The 19,558-nt window shown below is 47.1% G+C and carries 16 protein-coding genes; all 16 read right to left on the reverse strand.

All coding sequences use genetic code 11. The features are described 5' to 3' along the window. Window positions 1-73: 73 nt before the first annotated feature. The gene (locus AC4PM4_RS25285) at window positions 74-832 is read right to left on the reverse strand and encodes a DeoR/GlpR family DNA-binding transcription regulator (protein WP_063566570.1); all 759 of its coding nucleotides are present in this window, start codon (window positions 830-832) and stop codon (window positions 74-76) included. A 37-nt stretch (window positions 833-869) separates the two neighbouring features. Further along, window positions 870-1,709: a 5-dehydro-4-deoxy-D-glucuronate isomerase gene (gene kduI, locus AC4PM4_RS25290; protein ID WP_053779017.1), complete on the reverse strand. Its 840-nt coding sequence runs from the start codon at window positions 1,707-1,709 to the stop codon at window positions 870-872. Between the two features lie 141 nt (window positions 1,710-1,850). Then, complete coding sequence (locus tag AC4PM4_RS25295) at window positions 1,851-3,494, reverse strand: glycoside hydrolase family 13 protein (protein WP_491614811.1); 1,644 nt, start codon at window positions 3,492-3,494, stop codon at window positions 1,851-1,853. A gap of 21 nt (window positions 3,495-3,515) precedes the next feature. Continuing rightward, window positions 3,516-4,205, reverse strand: a complete 690-nt coding sequence (pgmB, locus tag AC4PM4_RS25300; RefSeq protein WP_064640609.1) for a beta-phosphoglucomutase — start codon at window positions 4,203-4,205, stop codon at window positions 3,516-3,518. 19 nt (window positions 4,206-4,224) lie between these two features. Then, entirely contained in the window at window positions 4,225-6,426 is a 2,202-nt protein-coding gene (locus tag AC4PM4_RS25305) for an alpha-L-rhamnosidase-related protein (RefSeq protein WP_491614812.1), read from the reverse strand. 56 nt (window positions 6,427-6,482) lie between these two features. Beyond that, complete coding sequence (locus tag AC4PM4_RS25310; RefSeq protein WP_063566566.1) at window positions 6,483-7,325, reverse strand: carbohydrate ABC transporter permease; 843 nt, start codon at window positions 7,323-7,325, stop codon at window positions 6,483-6,485. A gap of 14 nt (window positions 7,326-7,339) precedes the next feature. Continuing rightward, window positions 7,340-8,236, reverse strand: coding sequence for a carbohydrate ABC transporter permease (locus tag AC4PM4_RS25315; RefSeq protein ID WP_053780124.1), 897 nt, complete (start codon window positions 8,234-8,236; stop codon window positions 7,340-7,342). A 59-nt stretch (window positions 8,237-8,295) separates the two neighbouring features. Next, the gene (locus AC4PM4_RS25320) at window positions 8,296-9,582 is read right to left on the reverse strand and encodes an ABC transporter substrate-binding protein (RefSeq protein ID WP_064640611.1); all 1,287 of its coding nucleotides are present in this window, start codon (window positions 9,580-9,582) and stop codon (window positions 8,296-8,298) included. Window positions 9,583-9,608: 26 nt separating this feature from the next. Next, window positions 9,609-11,939 carry a glycoside hydrolase family 65 protein gene (locus tag AC4PM4_RS25325; protein ID WP_491614813.1) on the reverse strand — a complete coding sequence of 777 codons (2,331 nt, stop codon included), beginning with the start codon at window positions 11,937-11,939 and terminating at the stop codon, window positions 9,609-9,611. A gap of 155 nt (window positions 11,940-12,094) precedes the next feature. Then, window positions 12,095-13,111: a LacI family DNA-binding transcriptional regulator gene (locus AC4PM4_RS25330; RefSeq protein ID WP_063566562.1), complete on the reverse strand. Its 1,017-nt coding sequence runs from the start codon at window positions 13,109-13,111 to the stop codon at window positions 12,095-12,097. Window positions 13,112-13,321: 210 nt separating this feature from the next. Next, a complete protein-coding gene (cyoD, locus tag AC4PM4_RS25335) occupies window positions 13,322-13,651 on the reverse strand; it encodes a cytochrome o ubiquinol oxidase subunit IV (RefSeq protein ID WP_063566561.1) in 330 nt (109 codons plus the stop codon). Next, window positions 13,652-14,272, reverse strand: coding sequence for a cytochrome o ubiquinol oxidase subunit III (gene cyoC / locus AC4PM4_RS25340; RefSeq protein ID WP_063566560.1), 621 nt, complete (start codon window positions 14,270-14,272; stop codon window positions 13,652-13,654). It abuts the gene before it with no gap. Further along, a complete protein-coding gene (locus tag AC4PM4_RS25345) occupies window positions 14,273-16,243 on the reverse strand; it encodes a cbb3-type cytochrome c oxidase subunit I (RefSeq protein ID WP_063566559.1) in 1,971 nt (656 codons plus the stop codon). It lies immediately after the preceding gene. Between the two features lie 21 nt (window positions 16,244-16,264). Further along, window positions 16,265-17,218, reverse strand: coding sequence for a ubiquinol oxidase subunit II (cyoA, locus tag AC4PM4_RS25350; RefSeq protein WP_465117725.1), 954 nt, complete (start codon window positions 17,216-17,218; stop codon window positions 16,265-16,267). A 317-nt stretch (window positions 17,219-17,535) separates the two neighbouring features. Beyond that, a complete protein-coding gene (locus AC4PM4_RS25355) occupies window positions 17,536-17,799 on the reverse strand; it encodes a hypothetical protein (RefSeq protein ID WP_024631414.1) in 264 nt (87 codons plus the stop codon). Between the two features lie 398 nt (window positions 17,800-18,197). Beyond that, a complete protein-coding gene (locus AC4PM4_RS25360; protein ID WP_063566557.1) occupies window positions 18,198-19,544 on the reverse strand; it encodes a GH1 family beta-glucosidase in 1,347 nt (448 codons plus the stop codon). Window positions 19,545-19,558 lie beyond the last annotated feature (14 nt).

The following is a 19,558-nucleotide window of genomic DNA, read 5'->3' on the forward strand; positions in this document are numbered from 1 at the left end:
CCTCCGCATGGTTATTGGGTTGCAAACCGTGTCTTCAGTCTCGGCAGTCACGTATCCACTGTGGAACTGAAGGTCAGCTCTGATAATCCACTTCGATGCCATTTTGTCTGTATAGGGCTGCTGTCTCCTCATCCAAGCGACTATCGCTGATGATACAGTCCAGCTCCGAACAGTGTGCAAAGGTCCGAAGGGCAAATTGTCCGAATTTATAATGATCCACGACGCCATAGACCTGCTGAGAAGCAGAGATCATTGCTTTTTTTAGTGGCACCAGATCTCCTGTATATATGGAAAGTCCAAATTCCGGATGAAGTGCCGTCGTGGAGATAAACGCTTTATGAATGTTGAGACCGGAAATGAAGGCCGCCGTATCGTCTCCCACCAGCATATTGCGGACTCTTGCCCCACCGGGCACAACCAGTCGCACCTGCTCCTTTTTGGTCAGCTCAGCAATAATGAACAGATCATTGGTAACCACCGTAATGGGCTGATTGTCCAATCTCTTCGCCATCTCCAACGTAGTGCTCCCGCCATCCAGCGCAACAATATCTCCTGGTCGGATATACGCAAGGGCTCGCTCGGCAATCTCCGTTTTCTCCGAATGATGCTTTTCCGTAGCCCCACGACTCGTGAGGATGCCGTACTGGTCGTTCTGAGCCAGCATCGCCCCCCCGTGGACACGTACGAGCAACCCCATACCTTCCAGCTTATCGAGATCCTCCCGTACGGTCTTGCCCGTCACCTGCAGCAGTTCACTCAGATCACTCACGGTGACTTCCTGCCGCTCCAGCAGAGCCTCCATAATTTTTTCATGTCTTTTCAATGGATTCATCACAGATCAACTTCCTGTTTCTTTGGAATTTACGCGCCTATTTCAGGTCCTTCATCGCCACGCCGTCCATATCCTCGAACGTCTGGTTTTCACCAGCCATTGCCCAGCAGAAGGTATAGCTGCTCGTACCGACACCACTGTGGATAGACCAGCTAGGAGAGATGATGGCCTGACGGTCACGTACAACCAGATGCCGTGTTTCATTTGGCTCGCCCATCATATGGAATACGACGCCATCTTCCGGCAGGTTGAAATACAAGTATACTTCGGAACGGCGGTTGTGGGTATGTGCAGGCATCGTATTCCACATGTTGCCCTTGTCGAGTTCCGTAATGCCCATCACCAGCTGACAGCTCTGAATCCCGCCTTCTCCCTGATGGATATAGCGATAGATCGTCCGTTCATTCGAGCTTTCGATGCTGCCGAGGTGGTTCGGCTGAGCTTGTTCTTGCGTTGCTTTTACTGTTGGATATGTGTGGTGAGCCGGTGTGGATACAAAATAAAACTGAGCCGGCTGATCCTTGCCGCTGCTCTTAAACACGACTTCTTTTACACCTCTGCCGATGTACAGGCATTCTTTCGCACCAATCTCGTAGCCTTGACCGTCAGCTGTCACGGTTCCATGGCCTCCAACATTAATGATACCGATTTCACGACGCTCTAGGAAAAAGTTCGTTCCGATATCCTTCAGATTTACTTCAAGTGCGATATCCTTGCTTTGAGGTACAGCCGTTCCTACAATATAACGATCTACATGAGAGTAAACTGTTACCAACTCATCTGTGGCAAACAATTGCTCCATCAGAAATTCCTCGCGCAGACGGGAGGTATCATAGTTTTTCACTTCATTTGGGTGTGCAGCATAACGGTTTTGCATCATTAATCCATTCCTTTCGTTAGTCAGATAATGTTCATATAAGTTCATTTTAGTTCATTATGTATCTTTTGTGTACCTTTTTTTATAAAAAAAGAACCCGACGGGAAAATCCCCGCCAGGCTCTGGTGATCTTGCGATGTATTACAAGGAGTAAATGAGCGCCTCATAAGGACGCAAACGAAGATGGTCTTCTCTAAGCTCATCGGAGGTTGACCGATCCAGATTGCCAATGATCAAGCGGGCATTCGTAGCTCGATCAGCGAATGAAGCAGGCAGACGGTAGGACTGCTCCCGGTCCGAGTGATTGAGAATGACAAGCCATGTCTCTCCATCCAGACTGCGGCTATATGCATATACATGCTCTTCCCCTGCCGATTGGTCATGATAATCTCCATAGACCATAACCGCGTGTGTTTTACGCAGGGCAATCAGCTGCTGGTAATATGCAAATATGGAGTCCTGCGCAGCCAAATCCCGCTCCACATTAATCTCTTCATAGTTGGGATTCACCTTCATCCACGGCTGCCCTTCGGTAAACCCGGCGTGCTTGCTGCTGTCCCACTGCATCGGCGTGCGGGAATTATCCCGGCTCAGCGGCTGAAGACTGTGGAGCACTTCATCTGGCGCACGGCCTTTACCGATTTCTTCCTTATATTTGTTCTTCATTGCAATATCGTGATATTCATCAATGGAAGAGAACCGGACACCCGTCATGCCGATCTCCTCTCCCTGGAATACATACGGTGTTCCCGGAAGGGTATGAATCATGGTCGCCAGTTGTTTGGCGGATTGCACACGGTATTGTCCATCATTCCCGTACCTTGAAACCTGTCGGGTGTGATCATGATTGTTCAGGAACTGGGAGTTCCAACCTTCATGTCGGAAAGCTTCATACCAGCTCTCCTGAATTTCCTTGTACCGTTTCAGATCCCAAGTAGGCATGTCATCCGCCACCTGGAAATGGAATAACGTATGCAACTCTTTCCGGTTATCCCCCACATACAGAAGGCCATCCTCTGGTGTGACAAACGGAATTTCTCCTACAGTCATGATGTCGTAATGCTGGAGAACCTCCCGGTTCATTTCCTGCAAATATTCATGAATGCCTGGATTATTGCCCAGATAATCAATGTTCTCCGGGTGCTCCGCATCCGGGAAACCTTCCAGCTTGGCGAGCAGATTAATTACATCCATGCGGAAGCCGTCAATGCCCTGATCCAGCCAGAAACGCATCATCCGGTAAATCTCCTCACGCAGCTCGGGGTTTTCCCAATTCAGATCAGGCTGCTCCTTGGCAAAGGAGTGGAAATAATACTCTCCCGTCCGCTCGTCGTAAGTCCACGTTGAAGGTTCAAAATAGGATCGCCAGTTGTTCGGCGGGCCATCCGGTTTCCCTGGCTTCCATATATACCAGTCGCGTTTCGGATTATCGACAGATGAACGTGATTCTTCGAACCATGCATGCTGCTCTGATGTATGATTGACCACCAGATCCATAATGAGCTTCATGCCCAGTTCATGTACCTTGTCCAGCAATTGCTTGAACTGCTCCATCGTTCCGGCTTTCGCCATGATGCGATAATAATCCGCTATGTCATATCCGTTATCTTTATCCGGCGATTCATAGATGGGATTAAGCCAGATGACATCAATACCCAGACTTTTGATATAGTCCAGCTTGAGCATCAAGCCCTCCAAATCCCCGATGCCGTCTCCATTCGCATCCAGGAAGCTCCGCCAGTAGACCTGATATACCACGGCTTCTTTCCACCATGCCCGGTTCATGCTGCATCTCCCCTTTTCTGCTTAATGGCTGTGCTCCTGCAACGTACGCTCCAGGAAGGACAGCGTGAGCTGTGTAGTATCTTTCAGCACCACGTCCGCTCCGGAACCTTTAAGTACAGCTTCTTCACCAATACCCACGGCGATCATGCCTGCGGATTTGATGGCCTCAATACCCGCCTGCGCATCCTCGATGCCGATGCAGGCCTTAATGTGAGCACCCACTTCTTCTGCTCCACGCAGGAACAGATCAGGTGCTGGCTTACCGTTTGGTACGGAATCCGGATGTACCACATAGCGGAACAGCGAGTCCAACTCCAGCGCCTTCAGAATTTGAGGAGCATTTTTGCTGGCCGAGGCGATCACCGCAGGAATGCCGGAGGCTTGCAGCTCAAGCAGCAATTCCCGAATTCCAGGGTAGGTATGCTCCGGTGTCAACGAGTCCAGCAACGAGACATAATGTTCGTTTTTACGCTGTGCGAATTCTTCCTTTTCCTCAGCCGAAAATGTCTCTTCCTTGCCACCCAGACGTAAAATGCGCGCCAGCGACTCCCCGCGGCTAATGCCCTTTAACTGCTCGTTGAACTCCCGATCAAACGGAATATCCAGCGATTCCCCCAGCTTCTTCCACGCTACATAATGGTACTCCGCCGTGTCGGTAATGACACCATCCAAATCAAAAATAACGGCTTGAAGTGCTCCGTTCCCTTTCATTTCCCCGTTCCTCCCCATGTTATTGCTCTAGTTGCCATTCAATTCGTTTCTCGTTGCTTTCCCGTTTCTCGCCCTTCCAGTCCAGAACAACCGTCCAGCCCGATGCGTTGGAAATGCTCGCATAACGTTTGCCCTCACGGGATTCAAAATGGATATCGAACTCTGCATCGCCTACCATCAGATGCTCCAGACTGCATGTTTTGTTATCCCATGCCTGCGGCATATTAGGTGATAAGGTTAAACGGCGATGCTGTGCTTCCGGTTGAACGCCGAAGAAATGTCGTACGACCGGTACAGCCAGTGCATAGATGGTCCACGCCTGCACTACACAGCCGTAGTCCGGAGACATCTCCGAGAAAGAACCTGGCACTACACGTGAGAAGCTTTTCCCCATCCGACGCAGTAAATCCAGTGCGTGATCCGGATGCCCGTACGCCGCTTCTGCAACCGCATGTGCTCCGGTAGAGATTGTCATCGTGCCCTGTTGGTAAATGGCAGCAAGATAAGTACCGTATTCACCAATGAAGTCGCGATTTCGCATCGCTTCCAGAGCACGCTGTGCTTTGTCCTGATCGGCAATTCCTGCTTCCATTGGAGTGACAATGACCCAGTTTTTGTTCAGCAACCAACCGCGATCTTTCTGATCCTCACCTGCATCGGCAAGCAATCCTTCCACGTACTCCCGGTAGTCTGTGATCCCTTGCTTTTCAGCGAGAGAAACCATGTAATCCACCTTGGGCACAATATCAGAAACAGGTGCAACGGCATCCGCATAGAGGCTGTCTTTTTCAGACCAATACACATCATTCACTGCGCGTACCGCTCTTTCAGCCAGTTTTTGATATGTCTGATGCCGCTTCGTTTCACCCAAATAGAGACTCATGTGCTCCAGCGCCTGAAGAGCCTTGGCTGTATATACGGCACTATCAATCAGTTCCATATTCAATCCGGCAATCTCGATGATGCCGTAACCAGAAGGGAACAGGTCTCCGTCCGGGTCCATCTCACCCAGCAGCCAGTCGATTCCCTGAACACAATAGTCATAATGCTCGCGCAGAAGTGCATCATCTCCGGTCCACAGGAACATTTCCCATACAAAGGCGATATAGTGTGCCGTCTCCTGCGTGTTGCCGCGATTAGACACGGCTCCTATCGTGGTCACTTCATGCACAAAACGTCCATTACCGTTTGCTTCCTTGGATTTCTCCAGCAACAAATTCAGCGTATCCCGCACCAGTTGATGGTCTCCCGTAGCAAGCACACCCTGAAGCGCATACGTACTGTCACAGCCGAACCACCACGGATATATGGGTCCACCTGCCGTCAATCCACGACCAATGCCGTCTACTTGTTGCACCAGCCACTGATTATTGCGCTTCACCCAGGCAAATTGCTCGTTCAGCTCATCCTCGCCTTCAATGGTCAGCACTGCGCGCTGATCCAACTTGTCGTAGAGTTGCTGCTTCTGCTCTTTCAAGCTGACGTAGTCACGTTCGATGACTGCATAAGTCTGCTCACAGGCTTCACGGGACGACTCCGAACCGGCAACAAATAACCGGAAGCGGAACACATCCTTCTCCTCCAGCGTGCATTCGGTTACAAAAGAAATGCCTGTGCCCTTGCCTGCCGTCAGTTCTGGTCCGTAAATCTCAGGACCAACCGTCATTACCGTTCCAGGCAGATCACTTCCAATCATGGCATACCAGTCTTGGGCATCATCTTTGACGATGACTTTGCGCGAAGAAATAGCTTCTGCCGTTTCACCCGCTCCTGGGATAATTCCGATCTCATCGGAATACCACACTGGACGGAGATCGGTACGTGACAGCAGCTCCAGCTTGAGCCGGGTTGTTCCTTTGCCGTAAGCGCTGATCTCATATTCTGCGACCATGCCTTTTTCATAATCGGGGGCAAACTGGTTGCGTTCAATGGATACCGGAATGTGGCTCAATCCGTGATCATAATCGAACCGGCTTCCGCCCCAGGATTCACTTGTGAATCCGTCTGCCCTTGCCCATACCGCAATGTTGCGATCCAGATCGGTTACCTTCAGCCAGAAGCCGTCCAGCAGCTTGATCGGATGCAGCCATACACCGCCCATTTCGTTAGCCATATGATGCCCAAAGTCGGGAAAGTATCCGTCCTGGGTACCGCAAATCTTTACATATTCACCTGCGTTATAATACAAATTAAAAGGATGTCTGCTTGTTAATGTGGCCATGATAGTCCTCCTCTGCGGTTTGGCTCACCGCTCATCTCTTCTATTCATACGGACGATTAGCCCTTGATTGCAGAAGAGATGGAAATGCCTTCAATAAAGTATTTTTGTGCAACAAAGAATACAAGGAGTGGCGGAAGCATAATCAGCATCGTTGCAGCCATTAGCATGTTCCATTCCACGTTATACAACCCTTTGAACATGGACAATCCGAGAGCCAGCGTATACTTCTCACTGGAGTTCAGATAAATGAGTGGTCCCTGGAAGTCATTCCATACGCCCATAAAGGTAAAGATCGATACGGCAATCAGTGGCGGCATGGAAAGCGGCAGCATGATTTTAGTGAAAATCTGCATTTTATTGGCTCCGTCTACAAAAGCAGACTCATCGAGATCACGCGGAATACCGCGCATGAACTGGCGAATCAGGAAGATGTTAAACGCTCCGCCCCCGAAGAATGCAGGGATAATGAGTGGTAAAAATGTATCAACCCAGCCGATTTCCTTGAACATGATGAACATCGGGATCATCGTTACCTGCGAAGGCAGCATCATCGTCGCCAATAGCACCAGGAACAGCGTGCGTTTGCCGCGGAAGTTAAACCGGGCGAAACCATACGCACATAGGGCAGACGAGAATACGGTACCGACTAATACCGGAATCAGAATAATCAGCGTATTTTTCAAAAATGTAAAAAACGGGATGGCCAAGACGGCATTTTTATAGTTAGACCACATCCATACAGCCGGGAAAAAATCATCTTTGAACACCTCGGCAGGTGTTTTAAGAGACGTTGCAAACGTCCATAACAGTGGGATCAGCACGACGGCTGCACCAGCGATAAGCATGAGCATAGAGAATAGTTTCGAGTAGACCGGTTTCCGTGTCGTTGCTTGATTCATCATTTGTCCTCCTCTCAATCCTTTTCGTTATCGCCCTGGTAATAGACCCACATCGAAGAGCTGCGGATGACCAGCAACGTAAACGCCAGAATGATGATGAACAATACCCAGGACAATGCCGAAGCATAACCCATTTCAAAATCGGTAAAAGCTTTATTGTACAGATACAAGTTATAGAACAAGGTCGAGTTAAGCGGTCCCCCGTTGGTCATAACAAATGCTTGTGTAAAATACTGGAATCCACCGATGATACCCATAATTACGTTGAAGAACACCGTTGGGGAAATCATAGGTAATGTAATGTTGAAAAACCGTTGAAACGGTCCCGCGCCATCCAGATTGGCAGCTTCATACAGCTCTTCAGGAACGCCCTGCAAGCCGGACAAATAAATGATGATCGTATTGCCGACGCCCCACAAACCCATGACAATCAGTGCGCCCAGCGCATAGCTCGGATCTTGAAGCCAAGCTGGCCCCTGTACGCCGAAAAAGGCAAGCGCCCGGTTCAGAATGCCGTATTCCGGATTGAAAATCATAATCCACATCATTGATGCCGCTACAGCTGGAATGACGGATGGCATGAAATAGATCAATCGGAAAAATTTCATGCCTCTGTTCCGCATATTCAGCAGCAAGGCGATAAGCAGTGATGCCACTTGATATAGTGGTACGGATACCAGAGCGAAGATAAAGGTAACTTTCAACGATTGATAGAAAAGCTCATCATGAAACATCGTTTTGAAGTTATCCAGACCGACCCATTCGATCGATTGTACGCCGGTGATAATATCCCATTTACTAAATGCCAGCAGCAGGGAGAATAACATTGGACCAATGGTAAAGAGCAACAAGCCTATAAGCCAGGGCAATATGAACCAATACCCGGCACGCTCGGATTTAGAATTACGCATAGCAGCCTCCTTGATGAAGAGGGTGAATCAGCATGGCCGCCGACTCACCCGCATGGTTTTTACTTGATTTTGCTGTCAACGTTCTTCGCAGCTTCATCCAGAGCGCCTTTGACATCCTGTTTGCCAAGCAGCACTTTTTCCAGCGCCTTGGTGAATTCTTCAACAAACACAGGTCCGTTTGTAGAACGCATGGTAACCGGTTTTTTAGCATAATCCATCATTTCGATGACCGGTTTGTCTGCTACTTCTTTGGCTTTGACTTCGTCCAGTTCTTTCACAGTCGCTGGCAGTACTTTACCGTTCGCAGAACGAAGCTTCTGTGCATCTGTACCCGAGAGCCATTTCACCAGTTCATAAGCCGCTTCTTTATTTTTACCGGCTGCGTTGATCGCCCAACCTGCACTTGCGATAATGCTTGAACGAGTACCGTCCGTATTTTGTGGAATCAGTGCAGAACCATATTGAACATCCGATTTGTCGAGATCACCTTTGATCCAACGACCTGTAATCATCATGGCGAGCTTGTCTGTCATGAACATCGATGAATCTCCGCCAAGTGTCTCGGAATCCAGTGGCGTCGGGGATACACGGCTATCTCCTTGAGACCAGGATACATATTTATCCATTGCCGCTATCGTTTTTTCACTGTTCATGTAGCCTTCCGCAGCTGTTCCATCCTCATTCGCGATGTCTGTACCGTTATCCCACAGGTACGTATAAATCGGATATTCCCATTTGCCTGCGTTGAATCCGAATTGAGTATATTTTTTTCCATCTTTTTTAGTCAGTTTCTGTGCAGTTGCAATCATGTCATCCCAAGTCCATTCATCTGTTGGATAAGGGATTCCCGCTTCATCAAACATGCGTTTGTTGTACCAAAGTGCAAGTGGGTTGAAATCTTTAGGCAAGTAGTATTGTTTGCCTTCGATTTTCATATTTTCAATGAGATCCTTTTGGAAAATATCCAGATTAAAGGCAGTGTCTTTGCTCAAATAATCGTCGAGTGGCTCAATTACACCTTTATCAACGTATTTGTAGTAGTCGCCTTCACCAACCAGGAATACGTCTGGTGCCTGACCTGCTGCCAGAGATGTAGTGAGTTTTGTTCCATAACCTTCACTTGGAATAGGCTCAAACTTCACTTCGATATCCGGGTGTGCAGCATTGAACTCTTCCGCAAGCTTCACTTCATCCGCACCGGAGTTGACATCTCCCCATACGGAGAAGGTGAGTTTTACTTTTTCTCCTTTTCCGCCTTCCGCGCTGTTGCTTCCACCTGAAGAACACGCGGATAACACTAATACCAAAATCAGCATCATGACCAAACTTGCGGACCCTTTTTTCATTTGAATGACCTCCACATGGATTTATATTAAACCAAGGTTTGAAACCGTTTGCTGAGAGTAACTTGCTGACCGGACAGAAGGAGAGAAATTTCTTCCTCTGCATCACTCTCGATTAGAATACCCTCGGACGTGATTGTGATATGCAACAGCTGGTTTTGCCAGTAAAGCGGGAATTTCAGACTGCTCCAGGACTCTGGCAGCTTCGGATCGAGATGAAGCTGGCCATCCAACATGCGAACTCCGGCAAATCCCATCACGACACATTCCCATATTCCGCCCAGAGAAGCTGAGTGGATGCCTGCATCCGAAGAGTGCATATGCGGTCCCAGATCAATCTCGGACGCCCGGCGGAACAGATCATAAGCGAGCGGACGATTACCGAAGTCACTGGCAAGGATACTGTGCGTTGACAGCGACAATGAGGAATCATGCAATGTTTTTTCCTCATAGTAGTCATAGTTCGCACGTTTGATAGCGGGTTCAAATTTATTCTCAAGCAGGAAGAACAGCATCATGATGTCAGCCTGCTTCGAAATTTGCATTTCACCAACCTGATCCAGGTTGTAATCATTGAAGATGCTGGCGACTTTCGTCTGATTTTTATAAGGGGTAAGATCAATGACTTTCTTCTGCAAGTAGGTATCATCTTGTGGAATAAGTCCTTGTTCATTTGGCCCTGGCAGATACATTTGATCCAGCTTGTTCCATGTTTTTCGAGCTGATGTCAGGTCAAGCTTCCCAGACAATGCCTTGAGTAATTCAGGTTTTTCCTGCTCAAGCTTTTCATAATATTGAATGGCCAGTTCCATATTGAAGTGAGCCATATGATTGGTGAATGCATTGTTGTCCACATGTTCCTTATATTCATCCGGTCCAACAACCTCATTGATGTGATAGCGGCCCTTGGCCTCATCCCACTCCAGACGGCTGGCCCAGAACGTTGCTGTATCAAAAATGATCTCGTAGCCATATTGATCCATGAACGCCTCATCGCCTGTAGACTGGACGTAATGCCAAACGGCATAAGCGATGTCAGAGGTAATATGCTGTTCAATGAAGCCGGACCAGATCTTCGTCTGTTCTCCAGTTACGATATCTACATCTCCCCATACCGGTGTAACTTCGCCATCTTCGATCCAGGCTGCTTCCCACGGATACATGGCCCCTTCGAATCCGTTCTCCTTGGCCTTGCTTCTAGCTCCATCCAACCCCTGATATCGATATTCCAGCAAGGATCTTGCGATCTTGGGATTGCTGTAGATGAAGAAAGGCAGGATGAAGATTTCCGTATCCCAAAAGGAATGTCCCTTGTACCCTTCACCACTTAATCCTTTCGCCCCGATACCCATACGATTATCATGAGCAGGTGTCATAATGACGAGATGATAGATGGCGAAACGGATAGCAAGCTGGTCATATCCGCTTGTGCTGTCCACTTCAATGTTGTATGTGGACCAGGTATCCGCCCAGGCGTTAGCGCTTTCATGAAACAGCTGATCATACCCTTTTTGCGACTCTTGCTTCAGCTCCGTCAGCGCCGATTCACGCATTTGCTCCAGTGAATACCCACCGTTGTTGTAAACCAGATCGCGGCTGGTATGCACATTCGAGATTTTTTCCAGTGTTACCGCTTGTCCGGCTTCCACGGTTACTGTGCCTTCGATGCCAACCTTGCGGCGTCCCATCGTTTGACGCAATTCCGGCTCAACCTTTTCACCATTCAGCTGCCAGTGGTGCACCGTATTGGTTACAAAATCAACAGCCGATTGTGTCGTCGTTGACGTCATTTGAATATAAGTCTTTTCAAATATCCGTTTTTCGCCTTCCGTGAAATGCTGCGCACCCGAGTTCGTCCATTGTCCGTTAATACCAGACGCAATGTGAACACGTGCCTGACCATCCAGTGGCTTGATACTTACGGATGAACCAACCAAATGATGGTTGCTCAAGGAAACAAAGCGACGGAATTGAAGTTCGAAGCTTTCTCCAGTTGGGCTCTGCCATACCACGTTACGGGTCAGCTCACCGTTCTTGAGATTGAGTTGACGACTGTAGCTGATCGTTCTTCCTTTTTCCAAGCTGAAGGTTTCCCCATTCAGGGTGATTGAAAGTTCCGTTACATCCGCTGCATTAGGGAGTTCTGTTACTTCATGCTCATCAAACTTATTGAAGGTTCCTGCTACGAACCAGTTCCGCACTTGTCCAACATAATTCTCGTCCGTTGCGGAGCGAAGTCCCATGTAGCCGTTTCCAAGTGAGAGCACAGCTTCGCCTTTCCCTTGATGAGCCGGATCAAACCCGGTTTCAGTTACCAGCCAGTTACTCCATTCTCCTTGTCCTGCATCGTATTTCAGCAATTTGTATTCCCCCTATGTCTATCTTATGTTGTATCCGAAACGTTTTGGATTTGAGCGAAAATAATACCGAAACGTTTCGGATTTAATAAAACATTTCGGTGCTCTCTTCATCTCGTTCATTTTGCAACCCCTTGCGAACCGTTTCTCAGCTAAACTCAGCGACCTGGTTTGGCTGTCGAGGATCTCAAAACCAATTCATTTTGCAAAATATTAAATTTGGGACTGTCTTCCGATCTCAGCATGCCCATCAACAGGTTTGCAGCTTCATGTCCCAACTGATACATGTTCTGGCCGATGGTGGTGAGTGGTGGTTGAAAATAAGCGGCTGTTGGAATGTCGTCAAATCCTACTACAGATAATTCATCCGGTATAGAGATGCCTATTTCATTCGCAGCCTTCATTACACCCAAAGCCATCATGTCGCTTGCGCAAAAGACTGCGGTAATTTCCGGATATGTCTTCAACAATTCAGAAGCTTGTTGCTGTGCTTCCTCTTCCGTGAAATTCCCGTTTACGATCCATTCAGGCTTCAAGCTCAACCCTGCATTTCGCATTGCATCGGAATATCCTTCATAACGCTCTTTGGATACAAAAGCCTCGGGGTACCCGTTCACCATGGCAATCTGCCGATGACCCAAACCAATAAGGTGCTCTACAGCAGTCTGTGCACTTTGTTTGTGATTCGTTGATACAAAACCAACATACTCACTGTGAATGGGGATATCAATCAATACACAAGGAATGTCACTATCCAATACTTCCTGCAAATACGGATCATCCGTCTTCACACCCTGAAGAATGACACCATCCACCTTTCGTTCCCTGCACAGCTGTGTGTACGTTTTCATCTTTTGCTTCGCTGTATTTGTGCTGAACAAAATCAGATCATAATCCGAATTGGCAGCGCTATCATTAATACCGCAAAGCACTTCGAAAACAAAGTTGTTATCGATGTTTTTGTACGTCATGCCTGATACGAGCAACCCCAGCGTTTTGGTTTCCTTCATGACCAGGCCTCTCGCTAGACCATTTGGACTATAGTTCAGGGTTTCGGCGGCTTCTTTAATCAGTTTGCGCGTACTATCGCTGACGTCCGAGTACCCATTCAGAGCTCTGGATACGGTCGTAATCGAAAATCCCGTCATTTGTGATATGTCTTTGATTGTAGCCAATTGCTTTCCTCCAAAACGTTTCGGATTACTTATATTTCTGAGTATACGGATTCAAGAAAAAAAATCAAGAACTTTTTTCGACAATATTTTCGACTTTTTGTATCTCATGCGTCCCTTCCCTTATTCTGCCCGCATTCAGGATGTAAAAAGGATAAAAAAAAGATCTCCCGACTTTTAAATAAAGTCGGGAGATCCCTGAACCTATAAAACTTAATGTGCAACTGTATTGTTCAACATGATCCAGATGGAACCAATAACGATGGTCATCATGATCAACAGACCAAAGATCAAAGCCATTACATTCCAACGCGGCTTCTCCGATTCACGGATATGCATGAAGAAGAAGAGTTGAACCACAAACTGAAGTGCTGCTGTTACCAGAACGACACTCAGTGTTGCTGTTCTGCCCATCATGTCATTCAGAACCACTACCAAAGGGACAATGGTCAGGACAACGGACAGAATGAAGCCGATGACATAGGACTTGAGTGAACCATGCTGTTCGTGGCCATGGGATTCATGTGAGTTATGCTCTGCCATCTACATCACCCCCATCAGATAGACGATCGACAGGAGGAAAATCCAGACGACGTCCAAGAAGTGCCAGTACAAGCTGATTACGTTGATTTTACCGCGAGTAACATCGGTAATTCCACGTTTTTTCAGTTGAAGCATCAATCCGATCATCCAGATCAGACCGAGCGATACGTGAAGTCCGTGAGTTCCCACAAGGGTGAAGAATGCACCAGAAGCTGCACTCGTTGTATAACTGAACCCTTCATGAATCAACTCAATAAACTCCGTTACTTCCAGGGCGATAAAGCTCGCACCCAGAACAGCTGTAACTGCCAGCCAGCTGATCAATTGCTTCACCTTGCCCTGATTCATGGCAAGAACCGCAAGTCCACTTGTGAATGAACTTGTGAGCAAGATAAATGTCTCGGCAATAACGCCAGGCATTTTGATCAGTTCAGACAATACAGGTCCGCCCGCCGAATTGTCACGCAACACAATAAAGGTTGCGAACAACACGGAGAACAGGATAACGTCGGAAATCAGGAAGAACCAGAATCCGAGTATTTTCAATTCTTGCGGGTCATGGTGACCATGGTCATGATCATGTGCATGGTCATGACCGTGCTTCGCGGCTGCTTGAGCCATTTATACCGACCCCCTTAACGACGCTTCGGTACGCTTAATTTCGTCAACCGGAATATAATAATCCGTATCGTATGAGAATGAACGAGCGATCATGCAAATCCCTACGCCAGCGAGTCCAAGAATCGCCATCCACAGCCATCCGAATACAAAGCCGAAACCGGCAACGAACCAGCATATAGACATGATGAACGGAATCGCGGAATTTTTAGGCATATGAATCGGCTCAAGCGGCTGTTCAGGTGGATAGATGCCTTTGGCACGACGTTCTTTCTCTTCCCACCACTCATCAATATCATCTCCGCGCGGTGTAATGGCGAAGTTATATTCAGGAGCAGGTGAAGGAATCGACCACTCGAGCGTACGACCACCCCAAGGGTCGCCAGATGCTTTGAGTGTTTTGTATTTCCGAATGCCGTCTGCGATTTGTGCTACCTGGAACAAGAATCCGACACCCATCAGGAAAGCCCCGATTGTGGATACAAAGTTCAGTTCCCACCAGCCGGTATCCCAGCCATAGGTGCTCAGACGACGTGTCATACCCATCAAACCGACAGCGTACTGCGGCATGAAGCAGACATAGAAACCGATATTCCAAGTCCAGAAAGCCCATTTACCCAGTTTTTCTGGCAGTTGGAATCCAAACATTTTAGGCCACCAGTAGTACAGACCTGCAAAGTATCCGAATACTACACCACCGATCAATACTTGGTGGAAGTGGGCAATCAGGAAGTAACTGTTGTGGAACTGGAAGTCAGCAGGTGCAACGGATAACATAACCCCCGTCATACCTCCGACGATAAAGCATGGAATAAATGCAAGTGTCCATAGCATCGGGGTATCCATGCGTATCCTTCCCCGGAACATGGTAAACAGCCAGTTAAAGATTTTAACCCCTGTTGGTATGGCTATCAACATCGTGGTTACGGCGAAGAATGCATTAACGTCTGCTCCCGAACCCATCGTGAAGAAGTGATGCGCCCATGTAAAGAAGGACAGGAAGCTAATGATCAGCATCGCAAATACCATTGATTTGTAACCAAACAATTTTTTCTTCGAGAATGTACTTACAATCTCGGAGAACACACCGAATGCCGGCAAGACAACGATATATACCTCAGGGTGACCCCACATCCAGATCAAGTTGATATACATCATCGGATTACCGCCCAGATCAAGTGTGAAGAAATGCGCCCCCGCAAACCTGTCGAGGAAGAGCAATGCAAGTGTCACTGTCAAGATTGGGAATGCAAACAGAATGATAATACAAGTGGAGAATACCGACCATGTAAACATCGGCATTTTCATCCATTTCATGCCTGGCGCACGCATTTTAATGATGGTAACCAGGAAGTTGATACCGGTAGCCAGGGAACCGATACCCGAAATCTGAATACCCCATATATAGAAGTTTTGTCCCACCCCCGGGCTATGCGATAGCTCCGATAAAGGCGGATAACTGAGCCAACCTGCGTCCGGTGAACCACCGATAACGAAGGACAGGTTGAACAGCATTGCTCCCAGGAAGAATAACCAGAAGCTTAGTGCATTAAGGAATGGGAACGCAACGTCCCTTGCCCCTATTTGAAGCGGTACAATAACATTAAATAAACCGAACATAAACGGCATCGCCATGAACAAGATCATGATCGTACCATGAGTCGTAAAGACCTGATTATAATGCTCAGGATGTAAGAAATCCATGTTAGGCATAGCTAGCTGAAGACGCATCATCAGTGCATCCACACCACCACGGAAAAGCATGATAATGGAAGCAATAATATACATAATACCGATCTTTTTGTGATCGACGGTAGTTAACCAGTTACGCCAGAGCCAGCCCCATTTTTTGAAATAAGTCAACACCGCTACGATGGTAATCATCGTAATTCCGATCGCCACGTCCGCACCATAAATCAGCGGATCACCGGTAACGAAAAACTCCGATGCAAACTCCTTAAGTCTCTCTAACATTGGGGGCCTCCTTTCGAATCTTTAGTTAGCACTCTTGTCCACGTCTTGCGTAGTAATCTCTTTGGCACCTGAAGCTTCACCGTGCTTGCTGTGAGCGCTTTGACCGTCAATAACATACTTGGTCACGATGTCTTGGAACAGTCCTTCAGGGAAGGAAGAATAATAAGCTACATTGCTTGTTCCCGGTTCCGCCAGTGTTTTATACGTTTCTTGCGTCAGCGGTTGGGATTGTTGTTTCACTTCAGTCACCCATTTGTCGAAGTCTTCCTCCGATGTAGCATTGACGTCAAAACGCATTTGGGCGAAGTGTTCCCCGGTAAAGTTGGCACCTGAACCCCAATATTGACCTTCATGATCAGCTTGCAAGTACAAGGTCATCGCCATACCCGACATTGTATAAATCTGTCCACCAAGCTGCGGAATCCAGAACGAGTTCATCGGTGAATCCGCGGTGAGCTCAAATTTTACGGGCCGGTCTGCCGGGATATTCAACGTGTTGACCGTTGCAATACCTTGCTCCGGATACATAAACAACCATTTCCAGTCCAGTGAAGATACTTGAATGGTCACCGGTGCTTTCTCAGAAGCCAATGGCTTCGAAGGTTCCAGATCATAGGTGTAGCGGATTGTTACAACCGCCAGCAACCCAATAATAATAATCGGAACGGTCCACCAGATAGCCTCCGCTTTAGTGCTATGAGCCCAGTTAGGCTCATAAGCAGATTTATTGTCCGGTTTGTCGCGGTAACGCCATACAATTACAGCAGACAAAATCAATACAGGCACAATAACGACTGCACACAGAATTGTCGAAATGACAATCAAATCTCTCTGCGAAGCGCCAACAGGCCCTTTCGGATCCAGAACAACGTACTGCCCGCCTGCCAGCATTGGCCAGACAATCAATGCAATTGTAACCAACGTCAGGACAACCGGAATGATTATCCGAATTAGCGACCTAGGTTTCTTGTTCATCTTGATCCCCTCTCCTTAAATTCGCTCATACTGAAAAAACAGTATACTACTCTCTTCCTTCTAAAGATATCAGAAATGAGCAACTTTTTTGTTCATGTTAACAAATTTGTCGATTTTACACCTTAAATGTGTGAATTTTTTCTCACAAATCACTTGCATACTTGATATTTCCTCATTGTAATCTTTACACTTCAAGTCACAAAATAAAACCCTTTGCAGTCCCGTTGAACAGTATCAACGAATCCGCAAAGGGCTTTATTGACTGGGATTCCGGGTGCTCATCCAGTCTTATTATGAACGAATTAACGCAAGATTATTTAATCGGCGCCTTCGTCTTCCCGGCGTGTATGAACAAGTCCAATCGATTTGGCAATAACGTAAATAAATACACTGCCAACCAAGAAACCGATACCCACCATTAATCCGAGGTTACGATCATTAAAATCATTCAGGTTGATCAGGCACATGACTACTCCCGTAATGAGGGCAATCCAAGCCAGAACTGTCATCGTTAGCACTGCACGCCGCATATTTTTATCTTTGCGTTCCAATTGGCTTACCATTGCTGTCTTCGATGCCATAGTAAACACTTCCTTTTCCCTTTTTGTAAGTGCTTTCCTTATACCAATATACCACATCAGTATGATTTTTAGTCAACAAATGTTCAAATTTATTTCGCAATTTGGACACTTTATTTGTATTTTAACTGTTGACAAGCACCAGATCACTTCTTCTTACTTCTTATAACCCAAAAACGCTCTCCTCATAACATGAAACAGCTTAGACCTTATGAAACCTTCATGAACATGTGAGTCATGGCTGAAAATAAAACACTAAAAAAGACGTTGATTCGGATTACCGAACCACCGTCTTTATTCTGAATAAACATGTATGTCCCTGTATTTAACAATTGAAATAACGTAATTACTTAGTTATGTCAGGTTCTGAGCACTTCTTCCTGGAATATTGAAATTAAAGCTTAAATTCGCGTTTCCAACCAATTATTTTTGATCACATTTTGATACCAGTAATAGCTTTCTTTAGGTGTTCTGACCAATGAACGGTAATCTACATGCACAAGACCAAAGCGCATGCGGTATCCTTCCGCCCACTCAAAGTTATCCATCAAAGACCAAGCCATGTAGCCTTTCAGGTTGATTCCGTCGTTGATAATCCGATGAATTTGGGCCAAATGCTGCTCATAGTATGCAATCCGGCGATCATCATTGATTTTGCCATTTTCCAAATCATCATTGATGCATGCACCATTTTCTGTGATGTAGACATCCACATTTCCGTATTTTTGCAAGTAATGCATGAACTCATACAGTCCGCGTGATTCCACAGGCCAGCCAATATCTGTCTTAGTAAGTCCCATATCGACCTCTTCGGATTGCAATGCACCCGCCTCTGGATTGAAACGATTGATTCCCATGGTGTAATAGTTAATGCCCAACAGATCAATGGGTTGCGAGATGATTTCCATATCACCTTCCTGAATTGGTACGGTAGCTCCAGCTTCAGCGAACCAGTCCACCATAAATTGTGGATACGATCCTTTGTAGATCGGGTCTAGGAACCAATCGGTATTCAGTGCAATGGAACGGTCGCAGGCTGCCTGATCTTCTGGAGATTTGCTGTAAGGCTCAGCCCAGCATACATTGGGTGCAATACCAATCTGTCCTGTTGTACCCAAGCGACGGAACGACTGAACGGCTTTACCGTGAGCAACCAGCAGTCCGTGAGCAACATTAATGGATGTTTGCAGGTCCTTATTTCCTGGTGCATGAATGCCGAGCAAGTTGGACAGAAAAGCAATACACCATGGTTCATTGAAAGTCAGCCAGAAATTAATTTTACCGGAAAACTCCTTAAAGATGACCTCAGCATATTTTACAAATGCATCCACCGTCCTACGATTGCCCCAACCTCCGATATCCTCCAGCGTCTGAGGCAGGTCCCAATGATACAGCGTACAGAAAGGTTCGATTCCCGCTTCAAGCAACTTATCTACGAATCGATGATAGAAGTCCAATCCTTCCCGATTGATCTCGCCATCTCCATCAGGAATAATACGCGGCCAGGCGATCGAGAATCGGTAGGTGTTGATCCCAAGCTTTTTCATCAGCTCGATGTCTTCCTCATAGCGGTGGTAACTGTCACATGCGACATCACCATTATCTCCATTGAATACTTTGCCGGGTGTACGGGCAAACGTATCCCAGATGGATACCCCGCGTCCGCCTTCCTGCGCTGCACCTTCTATTTGATAGGAAGCTGTTGCTGTTCCCCAGCGGAAATCTTGTGGAAATTTAAAAATCGTCATCGTCTACTCCTCCG

The organism is Paenibacillus sp. MDV22-iso6, from assembly GCF_058408365.1.